This window comes from Providencia sp. 2023EL-00965 (assembly GCF_033550225.1).
In the GTDB taxonomy this organism is placed as follows: domain Bacteria; phylum Pseudomonadota; class Gammaproteobacteria; order Enterobacterales; family Enterobacteriaceae; genus Providencia; species Providencia manganoxydans.
Genome location: NZ_JAWUEH010000002.1, coordinates 260,973 through 276,795 on the forward strand (window position 1 = coordinate 260,973; position 15,823 = coordinate 276,795).

The 15,823-nt window shown below is 40.6% G+C and carries 13 protein-coding genes; 8 read left to right on the forward strand and 5 right to left on the reverse strand.

The genetic code is table 11. The annotated features are described in order from the left end of the window. Positions 1-9 precede the first annotated feature (9 nt). The 6 genes from SC428_RS04115 (at position 10) to SC428_RS04140 (ending at position 7,465) form a co-directional block, all read left to right on the forward strand. The gene (locus SC428_RS04115; protein WP_318705908.1) at positions 10-408 is read left to right on the forward strand and encodes a DUF6950 family protein; all 399 of its coding nucleotides are present in this window, start codon (positions 10-12) and stop codon (positions 406-408) included. After that, positions 409-4,662, forward strand: coding sequence for a DUF1983 domain-containing protein (locus SC428_RS04120; protein ID WP_318705910.1), 4,254 nt, complete (start codon positions 409-411; stop codon positions 4,660-4,662). A gap of 57 nt (positions 4,663-4,719) precedes the next feature. Continuing rightward, positions 4,720-6,081, forward strand: coding sequence for a hypothetical protein (locus tag SC428_RS04125; protein WP_318705912.1), 1,362 nt, complete (start codon positions 4,720-4,722; stop codon positions 6,079-6,081). A gap of 246 nt (positions 6,082-6,327) precedes the next feature. After that, the gene (locus SC428_RS04130) at positions 6,328-6,573 is read left to right on the forward strand and encodes a type II toxin-antitoxin system HicA family toxin (RefSeq protein WP_140187746.1); all 246 of its coding nucleotides are present in this window, start codon (positions 6,328-6,330) and stop codon (positions 6,571-6,573) included. Continuing rightward, positions 6,570-7,016 (forward strand): type II toxin-antitoxin system HicB family antitoxin, encoded by a 447-nt coding sequence (locus SC428_RS04135; RefSeq protein ID WP_140187745.1) that lies wholly within the window; start codon positions 6,570-6,572, stop codon positions 7,014-7,016. Before SC428_RS04130 ends, SC428_RS04135 begins: the two co-directional genes overlap by 4 nt. Further along, positions 7,016-7,465, forward strand: coding sequence for a hypothetical protein (locus SC428_RS04140; RefSeq protein ID WP_140187744.1), 450 nt, complete (start codon positions 7,016-7,018; stop codon positions 7,463-7,465). The genes SC428_RS04135 and SC428_RS04140 overlap by 1 nt, the downstream gene beginning before the upstream one ends. A gap of 41 nt (positions 7,466-7,506) precedes the next feature. Here the strand turns inward: SC428_RS04140 and SC428_RS04145 are convergent, their stop codons facing one another. The 4 genes from SC428_RS04145 to hxpB form a co-directional block, all read right to left on the reverse strand. After that, positions 7,507-7,785, reverse strand: a complete 279-nt coding sequence (locus tag SC428_RS04145; RefSeq protein ID WP_318705916.1) for a DinI-like family protein — start codon at positions 7,783-7,785, stop codon at positions 7,507-7,509. A 520-nt stretch (positions 7,786-8,305) separates the two neighbouring features. Then, complete coding sequence (locus SC428_RS04150) at positions 8,306-9,697, reverse strand: L-cystine transporter (protein WP_070925472.1); 1,392 nt, start codon at positions 9,695-9,697, stop codon at positions 8,306-8,308. Between the two features lie 178 nt (positions 9,698-9,875). Then, positions 9,876-10,451, reverse strand: coding sequence for a metal-dependent hydrolase (locus SC428_RS04155; RefSeq protein ID WP_070925471.1), 576 nt, complete (start codon positions 10,449-10,451; stop codon positions 9,876-9,878). 190 nt (positions 10,452-10,641) lie between these two features. Further along, positions 10,642-11,307 (reverse strand): hexitol phosphatase HxpB, encoded by a 666-nt coding sequence (gene hxpB / locus SC428_RS04160; protein WP_070925470.1) that lies wholly within the window; start codon positions 11,305-11,307, stop codon positions 10,642-10,644. A 248-nt stretch (positions 11,308-11,555) separates the two neighbouring features. Here hxpB and SC428_RS04165 point away from each other — a divergent pair, with 248 nt between their 5' ends. Further along, positions 11,556-12,095: a YniB family protein gene (locus SC428_RS04165; protein ID WP_318705920.1), complete on the forward strand. Its 540-nt coding sequence runs from the start codon at positions 11,556-11,558 to the stop codon at positions 12,093-12,095. Positions 12,096-12,141: 46 nt separating this feature from the next. On the opposite strand, the gene SC428_RS04170 is transcribed toward SC428_RS04165, so the two are convergent. Continuing rightward, entirely contained in the window at positions 12,142-13,011 is an 870-nt protein-coding gene (locus SC428_RS04170; RefSeq protein ID WP_140179082.1) for a fructosamine kinase family protein, read from the reverse strand. A gap of 482 nt (positions 13,012-13,493) precedes the next feature. On the opposite strand from SC428_RS04170, the gene SC428_RS04175 reads away from it, so the two are divergent. Beyond that, entirely contained in the window at positions 13,494-15,782 is a 2,289-nt protein-coding gene (locus tag SC428_RS04175; protein ID WP_318705924.1) for an FdhF/YdeP family oxidoreductase, read from the forward strand. Positions 15,783-15,823 lie beyond the last annotated feature (41 nt).

Below are 15,823 nucleotides of genomic sequence, written 5' to 3' on the forward strand. Positions count from 1 at the left end.
GATCATCAAATGCGACACATCAACTGGACAATTCGACTCCCTCAAACATTACAAAATGCAATGCAAAAACCCTTTGCATGGGGTGAGCATGATTGCTGTTTATTTGCTGCTGATTGCGTGATGGCAATTTGTGACTTTGATCCGTGCGCAACTGTTCGAGGTCGATACAAAACTAAATCGGGCGCAGCGCGTGTACTGAAATCAGAGTTTGGTGATATCGAATCTGCACTATCACGCTTCTTCGCTGAAATCCCCGTAGGTGCAGCAAGTCGCGGTGACATTGTTTTGTTTGAGGGTGACGAAGGTAAAACTCTTGGCGTGTTGTGGGCGAATAAAATTTGGGCAGTTACCGAAGAAGGGGCTAGACCCGTAAGGCATCAACCAACGAAGGCATGGAGAGTAGAGTAAATGGGTAAGACAGTCACCAATATCGTTTCTGCTGGCTTAATGGTTGCAGGTGTCATTGTTACTGGCGGACTCGGAACGGCTTTAATTGCAGCGGGTATTGCTGTTCAAGCTGCCGGCTCAATGATCTTCAAAGACAAAATGCCCTCTGGTTACCGCGACCAATCCGAACGCAAACAAATATTACGCTCTGCTGTAGCACCAGAAACAATTATCGTCGGTAAAACAGTGTGTTCAGGGCTGCTCTTTTTTGCCGAAGAAGAAAAGGGTGACCAAACAGAAAACGAACGATTATTCATGGCATTAGCGATTGCGGCACATAAAGTTGACCGTATTGGCCAGATTTGGCTGAACGATGATCTGATTGGTACGTTCGGTGATAAGGCTAGCTATGAATTCCATAATGGCCGCACGGATTGTGACCCATACATGCTGAAAAATGCCCCGTCATGGAAAGAAGACATGATTGGGGATGGTTTAGCGTGGTTACGCTTAACGTTAAAGTACGATGCTGAGAAATTTCCCTACGGTGTGCCGAATGTCAAAGTCGAAGTATGGGGAAAGCAAATCTACGATCCGCGCACTGATAAAACCGTGTGGAGCAATAACGGCGCGTTGGTTATTCTCGATTACTATCGTAGCTATTTAAGTGTGCCTGATTCCGACATTGATTTTGATGCATTCAAAGTGGCTGCTGATTTATGCGATGAGCCAGTTACTACACCAGAAGGTGAGACAGAGCCACGTTATACTATCAACGGCGCCTATGAGCTTTCCGAGTCGCCAGCGTCAGTGCTTGATCATATGCACAAGTGCATTGCTGCCGAGCCGACTTACGTGGCAGGGAAACATGGCATTCTGATGCAAGCGTACAATGGGCCTGCTGTATTGCGTATTGAGCCAAATCAAATCATTGATACGGTCAATATCACGCCAGAACTCGCACTACGTGATGCAACTAACGCGATTTACGGTACATTTATTGATGCCGAACAGCAATATATCCAAACAGATTTTGAGCCTGTTATTGTTGATGAATGGGTTGATGAGGATGGATTAGAAATCAAAGAAAACATGGACTACCGCTTTGTTAGCAGTCCATACCAAGCAGCACGGTTAGCCAACCTCTATTTACGCAAAAAACGTGCAGGCCGCCGCATTCAGCTAAAAATGAACATGGACGGTTACGCATATAGACCAGGGGATGTTGTTTTATTAAATCTACCCCAAATAGGGATCCAAAACTTTGAATGCCGCGTTGCTGAGTGGAAATTTCATCCGCAAGAAGGGGTCGAGTTACTGCTCGAAGAGGATGGACCATATATCTATGAAGACATCATTGGTAAGCCTTTTGTGCGCCCGCCATTTACGGTTTTACCGACTGGCGGTGTCGCTCCACCACTAAACCTAACTTTTGTGCCAACAAATATTGGTGAAGTGGTTCAAGGCTATCTGAGTTGGCAGTCAGCTGCTGCCGATGTTCGCTATAACACAGTGAATATTCTTGAAAATGGCAAGGTTATCCAATCGATTCAAGTGCCAAGTGACCGCGTTGATTTATCGGGGCTTGTGCGTGGCTCATATCGTGCCGAAGTTCGGTCAATTAATGCGGCTGGCGCGATGTCTGCCCCAGCGATTGTGGATTTTGATATCCAAGCTCCACCTAAACCGGTCAGTGTTGAAATGGTTGGCGGCATGTTCTCATTGACCTGTATTCCGCATGGGGGCGAAACAGCGCAGCATGGCTATACATTTGAATTCTGGTTCAGCGACAAAAAACTGGCCAGTACGAATGACGTCGAAGTCACCACAAAAGCCAACAGACAAGGTCAGGGGCAATTTTGGACTAAAGATAACTTAAAGGCGGGTACTGACTATTGGTTTTATGTTCGAACAGTCAATAGTTATGGAAAATCGCAATTTGTCGAAGCTGTGGGTCAAGCTAGTGGAACGCCAAAGGATATGGTTGACGAGCTGGGCGACACCTTCCTCACCAACGAAGCAGGCAAGCAGATGCAAGAGCAAATCGACTTTAGCAAAGAAGCGATTGCAGAGCTTGAGCTTGATGCTATTGATGTGAAGCAGAAAGTTGTCAGCATTGATAGAGATGTTGAAGCGGTCAACGAAGCGGTGATGATGAACACTCAGTTCACGACGGAAGTTCATTTCAGCTTGAAAGAAGAGGTTGCTGATAGAAAAGCTGAGATATTCCGCATTGAGCAAGTGCAAGTCACTGACAGAGAAGCGGCGGCGCGCTGGCAAGAGAAAATCAGTGCTGAAGTAAGCTATAACGCCGCTGAAATTCTCAATATCAAAGATACTCAAACGAGCTATGAGAAAGCAACGGCGCAGCAAATTAGTCAAGTAAAAGCTGATGTCGATGGTGTTAAATCACGCGTCACAACAGTCGAAACAGCAACCGCCGATTTAAAGCAATCACAAGCGAAGTTTGAACAATCAACTACAGCTGAATTCGGCGAGATGCGCGGCTATATCACGCACTTTGAGACGTCATTGTCAAATGTGGAACTTGCAGTTTCAGAAGCGATTATGCAGACGACAGCTCAAGTGAATCAGCACAGCTCTGAGTTGCTACAGTCGAAAGCGGACGTCAAGCGTATTGCGAATGCAACTGCGACGAACGAAAAAGCAACAGCCGAGCTTGCAGAGAGCGTGAAAGCGCACTACGAAGATTCGCAAGCTGAATTCGTGGATGTGCGTAAATCAATCGCAGAGAAAGACAAAGCACACTCAGAACGCACAGAGCAAGTGTGCGCAGAACTCGGGAAAGACATCAACTCGAACAAAGAGGAGTTATCGAAAGTTAGTGCCGCTGTCACGACGAACACAAAAGCGATAGCGAAAACGGATGAGACTGTCACGGAGCTTCAGCAACTTCAAACATCCCAGTTTAATGACAACAGTTCATCCATTGCGAATGTGCAACACACGCAAGCGAATGCCGATAGCACCCACGCTGAAAGCACATTGCAACTTGCCGCGCAGCAAAATGAGCAAGGGTCTGAGCTTTTACGTGCTAAAGCCTCTATTCGTGAGACCAACAAAATCATTGTTGATAACGATAAAGCTTATGCGCAGAAGTTCACGCAAATTGATGCTCAACTCGGTGAGAACGGCGCTCGTTTTACGCGAGTAGAAGAAGCGCTGGCAGATACTCAGCAGTCAGTTGCAAAAAGCCATGAACAGCTCAACGCGAAGTTTGATAGCAGGATTGACACCGTTCAAGCCCAAATTGACACGCAGAAAGAAGCGATTGCGAAGCAAGACCAGGCGATTGCTAAAGTTAACACAGATTTATCTACTCGAATCGGTCAAGCAGAGTCGTCAATCAGTGATAACAAGCAGTCAATCAGCGACAACGAGCAAGCTTTGGCAGATTTCAGTCAGTTGACGAGAGCTGAGTTTGACAATCAGCAGGCAGCTATTGAGCAACGTGGGCAAACCATTTTTGACCACAACGGCAATGGCTCGGCAATTTACACAATTAAAACGGGGGTGAATTGGAATAATCAATATTACGATGCAAAATTCATGATGGGGGCGGAGGTAAAAAACGGCACTGTCTCAACTAAAATCGGCTTCAGTGCCGACACTTTTGGTATCTTCAATCCATCCAGCGGTAAGTTAGAGCCGGTTTTCTTTGTTGAAAATGGGCAGGTGTTTATCAATGAAGCGTTTATTAATCAAGCGACAATTGAAAAGCTGTTAATCGGTTCGACTATCAAATCCAAAAATTGGGATCCTTTAGCTAAAAAAGGTCTCATGCTGGACTTTGAAAACGGGAAGTTGATTGCAAATGATGCAGAAATAACTGGTAAGATTTATGCAACCGATGGCGAGTTTAACGGGACGGTTTATATTGAAAAATTAATTGGAGATGTAAGCAACACATACATTATTACCCCAGGGGCAACGGTCATTATTGAACCAGAAAAATATGACCGGATTATAATTTGTCCATCAATAAGCATTGCACGTGAAGCATCAACACGTCGAATTTACAATATGTTTGTTGCATTGGAAAAAAACGGAGTTGAATTTGTTAGGGCAGGGCTTGGTGTGGATTTTAAGGTTGGCTTGACTGATTCTGAACACACTATTTTTACTGCAAACCCAGGCATATCATGTGGGAGTGTAATTATAAAAGCCAATGAAAGAGCAAGCATTAAATACGTCGCTAGCAATGATAGCAATTTAATACTCAACAACACAACGCTCATTGTTATTAAAAAGTAAATCAACAACGAGACCGCTATTAAGCGGTTTTTTTGTATCTAAATTTCGGAGAATATTATGTACAACATCGGCACAGTCACAACGACAGCAAATAGCAACAAAGTGACCGGCACAAACACAAAATGGAAAGAGAACCTCAATGGCGTTCAGCCACAGCAAGTCATTCAAATCATTGTCAACGACACGGTTCATAACAATAGCATCGCGTCTATTGAATCCAACACAGCCATGACCCTTAACTTTCCATTTCCCGTTGCGGCCAAAGATGCTAAGTACGTCATTTTAACTACTATGGTTGATTCCGTGGGCGCAGCCGCAAACCATATGGTTGCTCTAAATAATTCCAATATGCAAGCGCGTGATGTGGCGAATATCTGGATGACGCAAACGGGCACAGTACCGATGACCGCCCCCGATGGCACTAAAGTCAACCTCAGAACCGCTAAAGAAATGGACAGGCTGCTAGATGGGAAGTTTGATAAAGCCGGTGGAACTATCTCTGGTGATGTGACTTTCAGTAAGAACGCAATCAAATCGACTAAAGGGACGCATGTCTTGCCTGACAAATACGGCACGCTAATGCAAGTTGGTGATTATGGGATAGGAGGCTCTATGAATGGTAGCTACCTAGGGAGTGTCGAAAATTTTGAAAAAAATAAAGTTGGTATTTTTAATGCATCACACAACGTCGAAGGAATGACAGAGCTTGGCATAACGGATTTTTACGGTTCATGTATTGTTACTAAATACAATAATTCAATAAACAATCAGGTATTATTGTTGGGGAACTTCGGCAAAGATTGGTTGCAACTTGTAAGAAAGGGCGGAAGCGATGCTAGAGTAGAACGATGTATCTTTTATAGTGATAAAAACACAACCAAAGACTCCAACGGCAACTTAAAAGCAGCATCGCCGGTGGTAAAAGTTTTTGCTGATCACATTGAGCTTAACGAAGAGTCTGAAGGTGTTGAAATGGAGCACCTTGGTGTTGGTCATTACCTCATTAAAGGCGTTGTGGGTTTTAATGCCGATGGTGCATGGGGTATCAATAACGGCTTTGTCATTCCTCAAGACCATAACGGTAAAAACATGGTTCTCATTGATTACGAGGTGAGACCTGATGGTGATATTGAAGTTTTTGTTTTCCACCAGCAGAACGCAGATATGCCAGAACGTTTTCAGAACAAGCGCATTAAGCACTTTGATGAAGAAGGCGTGCCTGTTTACTTCGAAAACTACGAACCATGCGATGTCCCTGAGTCTCGCTGGATAGATATGCGTGTCGAAATGCCACCGAACTCTATCTACAATCTCAAGCAAGCAGAATCAGAGCGATTAGCAAAAGAAGCCGCAGAGAAGCAAGCTGAAGAAGAGGCTAAACTTGTAGCAGAGGAAGCAGAAAGGGTAGCGCAGGAATAAGCAGAATCATGATTTGCAGGAGAATCGACCATGGATGGTACAAATCGATAAAATATTTAATTCAATATGTACAGTAATTGGATTAGCTATCCATAACTAAAATTAGTATCATATCTGTGAAGCTTATATATTCACCACTTGAGCAAGATTTATAGCTTGGCATGCTTAACAAAATGTGTCACATGTAAAATTAAAACTTTTGCAACTGATTTTTAGTTGCTAGAATAAACAGAAGGTTTATTTTTGATGGGAAAAAAGGATAAACTAAAAGCTAGGCTTGACTCTCTTCCAAAAGATTTTACATGGGACGAGTTGGTTAGGATACTTGGGATGTATGGTTTTAGCGTAATAAATGGTAATGGATCCAGACGAAAGTTTTATAATGCTAGCTTGGATAGAGTCGTTAGCTTTCATGAACCCCACCCCCAAAATATAGTAAAAGGGTATGTTGTTAAGCAGGTAAAATCGCTAATAGATGAGATTTCAGAATGAGCAAAGTATTTAAATATAAAGGATATATAGGAACAATTGAGTTTTCTGTTGAGGACGGTGTCCTTTTCGGAAAAATTGATTGCATAAATGATTTAGTTACATACGAAGCAGATACCATTCCTAATCTTCAGCTAGAGTTTCAAAATTCAGTTGATGACTATCTAGACACATGCCAGCAATTAAATAAAGAGCCAAACAAACCAATGAATGGTAGCTTTAATGTAAGAATTGGTGAAGGATTACACAAGGATGCTTACCAATCAGCAAAAGCTGCTGGCTTAACTCTGAATGAATTTGTCAAAAAAGCCATAGAAGAAAAGCTTTCTGAGAAAAAAGAGATTCATGTTCACATTGAAGAAACTGAGTTTAAAGTGGCTCAAGGGACATTCGGTTTTAAAGCTGGAAAAGCATGGTTGGCTATTGAAAATGGTAAGGTTCATTAATGTTAAGCAAAATTTTATATTCAGGCTACCAGTGCGTTGATTTTTCTTTCGAGTCAATAAAAGAATCCGATGGTGGCAGGTTTAAAACTAACCTGATTAGTTCAGAGTTTGTTTTTTATGAAAAGACCGAAGATCATAAAGATGAAGTAAGTCCTTTTGATATAAGTCTTAATGTAGAGCTTAAGGCATATGATGATGATAGCGACTCAGATGATAATCTTGCATTCAAAATAAATATTAAACTTGATGTCATTTTTGTAGTTATGGATCCTGAGTTTGATTCATTATCAGATGAGTTTATTAAGGAAAATAAGTGGTATTTTGAGAATTATATAGCGCTGTCGATGAAACTTTGCCTTGAGCGCTTATCCAAGAACACTCCTTTAGATGGAATTGAATTACCTTGGTCTAGAAAGGCAGGGCAAAGCTTATTAACCACTAAGAATTAATAAAAACTAATGCGCCAGCTCGAGTAGTTGGCGCATCAAGATCACTTATCAAAATATTCTACTTCGGCTTCTTGGGTTTCAGGAAGCCACTCACCATCATTAAATATTTCTTCCAGCGTTTCTTCAATATAAGTTTTTTTCTCATTCTTCCCAAGACCATCAATCGATAAATTATCTTGAGCACCCCAATTAATATCGACTTTAAGATCAGAATACTTAGCACTTAATCTTTTTGTTACTTCATTTTTCAATGCTTCGAATGTGCCAGTAGGTAGTTGGCCTTTCTTGTTGCTGTTAAAGCGGATCTTGATGGTAACCATAAAACACTCCCTCTCAGATTAAATGAACTGGTTTTATATACAGTAAAATATAACTGTAATTATATACAGTAAATCGGTGTGGGAGATCAAGAAATTTAATTAACTTTTTATGGGGGTTGAGCAAAAACAGTTCCCCAAAACTATTTGGTCATTACAGATAAATCAATGAATTAGAAGGGATGGTTAGTGACGTGAAATTCTTCATTTTTAGCGATAAATTAATTTCAAATCAATAGGTTAAGTTAATTCTTACCGCATGAATATTTGTCATATATAAAACCACTAACAATTTTGATAATAGAGACCCGCAGAAGACGGGCTGACGTAACATAGGCAGGAGGCCCAGAATCGTTACTCAGGCGATATTATCTTACGTACTATTAACTATTGGCAAGGTTTTTTAGACGTTAATCCTGTTATTTATAATTATCCGTACGATAAATAAATTTAATTAAATTTTTTTGACAACAAAAAAGCCTGCTTTAAACAGCAGGCTTTAAAAGTTGTATAACACTGAGGGTTAGACGTGTTTCAAATCACCATCATCTTCTTGGTTAAAGATAGCTTTATCCGTTTCACCCATGAGTTGGCTAGTAACCGTACCAGCAGTCATAGAACCACTCACGTTCAATGCAGTACGACCCATATCAATTAATGGCTCAACTGAGATTAGTAAGGCAACGAGTGTTACAGGCAGCCCCATAGCTGGTAGAACAATCAGTGCAGCAAAAGTCGCACCGCCACCCACACCAGCAACGCCAGCAGAACTTACAGTTACAATACCCACTAAGGTGGCAATCCAGAGCGGATCAAAAGGATTGATCCCAACAGTCGGTGCGACCATCACAGCGAGCATCGCAGGATAGATACCGGCACAACCATTTTGACCGATTGTTGCACCAAATGAAGCTGAAAAACTTGCAATAGATTCAGGTATACCAAAGCGACGCGTTTGTGTCTCAATGTTCAGTGGGATACTTGCTGCACTTGAGCGACTAGTAAATGCAAAAGTTAACACTGGACCCGCTTTTTTGAAAAACTTAATTGGGCTTAACCCGGTTACCGCGATAAAGATGCCATGGATAATAAACATTAATGCAATGGCGACATATGAAGCGATAACAAAAGTACCTAAATTAATGATGTCTGACAGGTTAGAGCTTGCGACGACTTTGATCATTAACGCCATCACCCCATAAGGTGTTAAACGCATCACCAAACGTACTAATTTCATTGCCCACGCTTGTAATACATCAATCGCAGCTAATGCTTTTTCGCCACGTTCTTTATCATCTTTGAATAGTTGTAAGGCTGCAATACCTAAGAAAGCAGCAAAAATAACCACGCTGATAATTGAAGTTGGACTTGCACCAGTCAAATCAGCAAATGGATTTTTAGGAATAAATGATAAAATCAGCTGTGGAACAGTTAGGTCTGAAACTTTTCCAACATAATTACTTTGAATAGCATCTAAACGAGCGGTTTCTTGTTGGCCTTGTACCAAACCTTCAGCGGTTAAGCCAAATAGGTTAGCCATTAAGATACCAATCAGTGCCGCAATAGCTGTGGTTAATAGTAGCGTAGCGATGGTTAAGAAACTGATCCTGCCTAAAGAAGAGGCTTTGTGTAGGCGTGCGACAGCACTCAATATAGAAGCAAAAACCAATGGCATGATCACCATTTGTAATAGCTGTACGTAACCATTACCAACAATATTAAACCAAAGAATGGAGTCTTTAACTGTTTGATGACCATTGCCATAAACTAGGTGTAGCACGACACCGTAGGCAACACCGAAAACTAAACCAACCAATACTTTTTTCGACAGGCTCCAGCCCTTTGCCCCGAGTTTTGCTAATAGTATCAGTAGTGCTATAAAGACAAGCACATTAATTATTAAAGGAATATTCATTCCGAACTCCAATCGCAGTTTTTGAATTATGTTATTAGCGTTGCAACCTTAAAGGTTATAAGGGATTAGCTCATCCTAACAACTGGTTATATGTTATCAGTAGATAAATGACAATTCTTATACCGAAAAGTAATAACTTATGATGATTGATGCTTACAGTATATTACAAAACTGACACTTATGCAGAGTTATGCATATCTATTTGATTGTGAATATATTTTATAATGCCTTCAAATTGGCCATATAAATCAAAACTATAACTAGCGGGTAGCGAAAAAGCACAAACTGTCAATGCGATAGCAATAAAGCGTTCTGCACGTTTATTTGATTTACTGCGCAAGATAGGAAAACAGAAACGTATAGGCAGCGGCCATAAAAAAGGTACACCCGAAGGAGTTAGCATGTCGGCGATTAAATGGCTGATATAGCCAAGTAAGAAGGCTTGAAGTAAATCACTGGGTATTGGCCATTGTACCGCAAGCCATTGATAACATGTTATAGAAAGCAACAGCCAAGCAATTAGACTATGAGTAAATCCACGATGCCCACACAATTTGGAAATAGGTAATGACAAAATACGCAGCAACCGACCCGGTATAGAAGAAGGGTGATCGATATCTGGTAATAGTGCGCCGAGTAATGCGCCAGGCACCATATGCAGCCAATCACCTTGAGCAAGCTCAGGCGTTAATTCTAACTTATGTGCCATTACTAATGAGGCGACAGAAAATAGCAGGTGCCCTTCAGCGGTCATGGTGGATAAATTACCATCTGTTTATCTATACAGTTATACGGGCAGTATAAAGTGTTTAAAAAGAATATGATAGGGCTAAAAATGAAAAAAACTCTTAGTTATTAGTCGATAACGTTAGAGTTTTATACTTTTGTGCTCTATCCCTATCGATATGTGATAGGGATGAGTAAGAAAGCAGCGAATAGGGCGATTAGCGTAGGTATTTTTCAGTCAATTGCTCAAGTGAAGATAGCTTCACATCAGCAAGCCCCCAGCGAGGGTCGTTAAAGTGTTGTTTATCAGGAACAACAATCGAACGCATTCGAGCGGCTTTAGCTGCTATCATTCCATTAAATGAATCTTCTAACGATACACAATGAATTGGTTTGGTTTCCAATAAAGCAGCCGCATTAAGATAAACTTCAGGGTGCGGTTTGCTGTGAGGCAGCTCGGCCGCAGAAACAACCGCAGAAAAATAATCTCGAATTTCAAATAAATTTAGGACTTTTTCTAGCATGTATTGTGGCGATGCAGAGGCTAATGCGATACGCAAATCCATTGAGCGGCAGAGATCAAGTGCATGGTGCACGCCTGAAAGAAGGGGACGCTGCTCTTCAACAAGCCCAATAACACGGTCAATAATCATCTGCTCGACTTGTTGAAGAGTATGGCCTTGCCATGGTGAAGCGTGGTACCAAAGTTCAACCACATGGTCGATACGCAAGCCTAATGTATCAGGCAGTTTGTCGGCAACGGAAAGATCTAAACCTAGTTGACTAAAAACTTCGTGTTCAGCTTGTGCCCAAAAAGGCTCCGAATCAATCAGTAAGCCATCCATATCAAAAATAACGGATTGGATGGATAAGTTATGGTACATATCAAAACTCCATTCATAGCGTTTTTTAAGCCAACTTGAAACTGCTAGCCTTTTAGTGAGACACCGCATTGTAGCAAGTCAGCAACTGATTATATATATTTGAACATTTTTCTTTGTTAATAGCTTAGGAATTAATGAGTTAAATAATCTGAAAATCATTATCTGAGGAATATTAGCCAATGTAAATTTGGTGGCTTCTCAAAAATTCAGTTATGATTAGTTATAAAAAAAATTTTTGAGGGTTAATAATGAATTACCAGACTGCAAGTTATGTCGCAATCGGCAAGCGTATACTCGGTTGGATTGTTTTTCTTGTAGCATTAATTTCAACTTTAGCTTCATTGGTAAAATTGGCGGGTATGAAAGGATTAGAAGGTGAGGGGATTAATGCAGTAGCCAATGATTTTATTAAACTAATGGCAGAAATGATACGGCAAAGTACACCATTTTTGAATATGTTTTGGAATAATTCTCCTGTACCTCATGTCAATGAAGGGTTTTCAGGTGCAAATATTGGTTTTATGGTGATCTTTATTTTTATTTTTGTTGGCTTAGCGTTGAGTGCCTCAGGCCTACGTATGTACCGACAAATTAAATTTATTCGTGAAAGCCTTGAAGATCACGTTATTTTAGAAAAAGCCAAAGGTAATGATATTTCAAAAGAAGAGCTTGAGGCAAAAGTGACTATTCCTCGTCATACCATTTTCACCCAGTTCTTTATTCTTTATTTTTGGCCAATTGTATTCGGGATTGCGATTTACTTTGCTTTGAAATTATTGAATTGGTAAATCATCAGTTTATTGGCCCAGCAATTGTGTTGGGCCAACGTATCAATTATTTCCCATCAAGTAATTCATCAATAATAGAGCGTGCATGCACGTAACTCTTTTCAAGGCCAAAGATATTTGATTGGCAAAGTAAGTAATAGAGTTGGTAAATAGGCTGTCTTTTAATAAATCCGGCAGGTAGCGGCCATACGCTTTGGTAACCATCAATAATTTGGATAGGAAGCTCGGGGTATAGCGGGAGCATGGCGATATCACACTCTCTGTCTCCCCAGTAGCATGCTGGATCATATAACAGCCCATTATTCTCAGCAGTCATAGCACAGTTAGCGGGCCATAAATCACCATGCAATAGTGATGGTTGCGGTTGATGACCGGATAGCTTTTCTTTAACAACATCAACGATCCGTTGGATATCACCAAATACCATGCCTTTTTCTGCTGCCAATTGTAATTGTAAGCCAATACGCTTCTCTGCAAAAAAAGAGCTCCAGCGTTTTTCCCAGCTATTTGGCTGTACGATAGTGCCTAGCATGGTATCAAAATCGAACCCATAACTCGGTTGTTCCTCCCATTGATGGAGGTGAGCGAGTTGTTGGCCAAAACGCCATGCATTAGTTGAATCGAAGTTTTTGAGGGGAAAGTATTCGAGAAGTAGGAAACTATGATGTTTATTACTACCCACACCATAAACTTTTGGGACAGTGATCGTGTTACTTTTAGCAAGCATTTCAAGTTGTTCGGCTTCTTGCTTAAACAAAGGTAAAAACTCACGCAGGTTTTGTTTTACAAAGATGGTATGTTGACCATAATCGATTTTCATCGTGTGATGAATATCACCGCCAGAGAGAATTTCTTTGTTATGAAATTCTGCTTCACCTAAGTGTTCGCTTAATAAACGATACATTGCTTGCCACATGACTCACCTCGCTTTGCTTTGGTCTTCACTATACCCGTCATACTTCAAGCTACAGGGGGAACTACGCTCAGCTAGTTGTTTTCTATACTCCTCCATCTATCTTCGCTTCTTGCCTACCTGCAACTCGAATTATTTAGTATATAACTCGATTCTATAGTGACAGTTTGGGAATTAACAGTAATAATTATTTAAAAAGAAGAGCCTATCACGAAATCAGTCACTTAGTTGAAAGCTAGTCTGGAAGTAATCATGAAGACATTACTTTTAAATTCTATTGATAAGTAATCATAATTAAATATTTAAATATGACTATCATTTAAATTTAATATTGAAGTCGCATTTAATCAAATAATTACTTATTGTAATTAATATTATTTGCTATATTTTCAATTGAATATAATTAAATTATTTTAAATCATAATTAGAATGTAATTATTTGATATTTATTCTTTGCCATATTTAAATTTGAAAGAGTAATGAAAATGAAACAAAAAATTGAAAATTATACAGGTCCAGCAGCAGGCTGGGGAGCCGTGAAAGCCGTCGCAGAAGCTATTCGTGGTCAAATGAATGTGAGTCACGATGTTATTGCTATGTTTGAAATGAACAAACCAGAAGGCTTTGATTGCCCTGGCTGCGCATGGCCTGATCCGAAACATTATGCTTCATTTGATGTATGCGAAAATGGTGCTAAAGCCATGTCATGGGAAGCCACATCAAAAAAAACAACCCCTGAATTTTTTGCTAAACATTCTGTAACTGAATTATTAAAATGGGATGATTACGATTTAGAAAATGAAGGTCGTTTAACTCATCCGGTTAAATATAATGCTGAAACTGATCATTATGAAGCGATTGAGTGGGATGAGGCATTCAGACAAATAGGTAAATGCCTAGCGAATTATTCAAATCCTAATACTGTTGAGTTTTATACCTCTGGCAGAACATCAAATGAAGCTGCATTTCTATATCAATTATTTGCCAGAGAATATGGTACGAATAATTTTCCAGATTGTTCAAATATGTGCCATGAACCAACCAGTGTCGGGCTAGCAGCCTCGATCGGCGTTGGAAAAGGAACCGTCCTATTAGAAGATTTTGATAAAGCCGATTTGGTTATTTGTATTGGGCATAACCCCGGAACTAATCACCCAAGAATGTTAAGTTCATTGCGTGAAGTTTCAAAACGCGGTGCAAAAATCATTGCCATAAATCCGCTTAAAGAACGTGGCCTTGAGCGATTTGAATATCCACAGGATCCCGCGGAAATGCTGACTTTTGATTCCACACCTCTGGCGGAGCATTATTACAAAGTGCGTATTGGTGGCGATACTGCGCTAATAAAGGGTGTCATACGCTGTATTCTGGAGCAAGATGATGAGGCAATTGCTCAAGGCAAACCATCTATATTAGATAATGATTTTATCCAAACACATACTGTTGGGTTCGATGCCGTTAAGCATGATGTCATGACGACGAGCTGGGAAAATATATTACGTGTTAGTGGGTTATCAAAAGAGCAAATTGAACAAATTGCTCAGTTATATATTGACGCTGATAACACGATTATTTGTTATGGAATGGGGATCACCCAGCACCAACATGGCACCCAGAATATCCAACAACTGGTTAATCTACTTCTGCTCAAAGGGAATATTGGGCGAGAAGGCGCGGGTATTTGTCCATTGCGTGGTCACTCAAATGTCCAAGGCGATCGTACAGTAGGGATCACTGAAAAGCCAAGCAAATCTTTTTTAGAGAAGATAGAGCAGCGTTTTGGTTTTAAACCACCAGCGGAATTCGGTCACGCAGCGGTGGCAAGTATGCAAGCGATATCTGAGGGAACAGCGAATGCTTTAATATGCATGGGAGGTAACTTAGCGGTTGCAATGCCTGATAAGGATGCCTGCTATCAGGGAATGAAAAAATTAGATTTAGCGGTACATATTGGTACTAAATTAAATCGTTCTCATCTATTAACGGCAAAAAATACCTTTTTATTCCCTGTATTAGGTCGTACTGAGCGAGACGAGCAAAAAACAGGACCTCAGAGTATTACAGTAGAAGATTCCATGTCGATGGTTCATGCATCGCATGGCAAGTTAAAACCTGCTAGCCCTTATTTAAAATCTGAATGTGCAATTGTTGCTGGTATGGCAAAAGCAACATTACCAAATACAAAGGTTGAGTGGGATGAGTTTATCGATGATTACGATAAAATTCGTGATGCAATGGAAGCGGTATTACCTGGCTTTGATGATTATAATGCACGCATTCGTGTGCCGGGCGGTTTTCATTTAACTAATGCGGCCGCAGAGCGTCGTTGGCTTACTCAATCAGGTAAAGCCAATTTCCTGACCACGGAAGGCGTTATTGAAGATCCAAAATCCGCAGTAAACAGTGAGTTAGTATTAGCAACGGTACGTAGTCATGACCAATATAACACCACTATTTATGGATTAAATGATCGCTATCGCGGTGTGTTCGGGCAGCGAGATGTCATGTTTATTAGCGAAGCACAGGCCAAGAAGCAGAACTTAGCTGCGGGTGATAGGGTGAATATCATCGCATTAGATAGTGAACAAAAACGCACGCATCGTCGTTTAGATAACCTAAAAGTTGTGATTTATGATATGGCTGATCGTTGTGTAGTGACCTATTTCCCTGAAGCCAATAACTTAATTGCACTGGATAACTTTGATCCACAAAGTGGTATTCCTGCTTATAAAAATATTCCGATTGTGCTAGAAAAAGTTGATGTTGCATCTTAATTAATCATAAAAAGCCACCGCGATGGTGGCTTTTTTGTCTC

What these genes read in the sequence shown, in the direction of transcription:
- SC428_RS04115 (WP_318705908.1), top strand. Translation starts at nt 10, where the DNA reads ATGCGACACATCAACTGGACAATTCGACTCCCTCAAACATTACAAAAT.
- SC428_RS04120 (WP_318705910.1), top strand. Translation starts at nt 409, where the DNA reads ATGGGTAAGACAGTCACCAATATCGTTTCTGCTGGCTTAATGGTTGCA.
- SC428_RS04125 (WP_318705912.1), top strand. Translation starts at nt 4,720, where the DNA reads ATGTACAACATCGGCACAGTCACAACGACAGCAAATAGCAACAAAGTG.
- SC428_RS04130 (WP_140187746.1), top strand. Translation starts at nt 6,328, where the DNA reads ATGGGAAAAAAGGATAAACTAAAAGCTAGGCTTGACTCTCTTCCAAAA.
- SC428_RS04135 (WP_140187745.1), top strand. Translation starts at nt 6,570, where the DNA reads ATGAGCAAAGTATTTAAATATAAAGGATATATAGGAACAATTGAGTTT.
- SC428_RS04140 (WP_140187744.1), top strand. Translation starts at nt 7,016, where the DNA reads ATGTTAAGCAAAATTTTATATTCAGGCTACCAGTGCGTTGATTTTTCT.
- SC428_RS04145 (WP_318705916.1), bottom strand. Translation starts at nt 7,785, where the DNA reads ATGGTTACCATCAAGATCCGCTTTAACAGCAACAAGAAAGGCCAACTA.
- SC428_RS04150 (WP_070925472.1), bottom strand. Translation starts at nt 9,697, where the DNA reads ATGAATATTCCTTTAATAATTAATGTGCTTGTCTTTATAGCACTACTG.
- SC428_RS04155 (WP_070925471.1), bottom strand. Translation starts at nt 10,451, where the DNA reads ATGACCGCTGAAGGGCACCTGCTATTTTCTGTCGCCTCATTAGTAATG.
- hxpB (WP_070925470.1), bottom strand. Translation starts at nt 11,307, where the DNA reads ATGTACCATAACTTATCCATCCAATCCGTTATTTTTGATATGGATGGC.
- SC428_RS04165 (WP_318705920.1), top strand. Translation starts at nt 11,556, where the DNA reads ATGAATTACCAGACTGCAAGTTATGTCGCAATCGGCAAGCGTATACTC.
- SC428_RS04170 (WP_140179082.1), bottom strand. Translation starts at nt 13,011, where the DNA reads ATGTGGCAAGCAATGTATCGTTTATTAAGCGAACACTTAGGTGAAGCA.
- SC428_RS04175 (WP_318705924.1), top strand. Translation starts at nt 13,494, where the DNA reads ATGAAACAAAAAATTGAAAATTATACAGGTCCAGCAGCAGGCTGGGGA.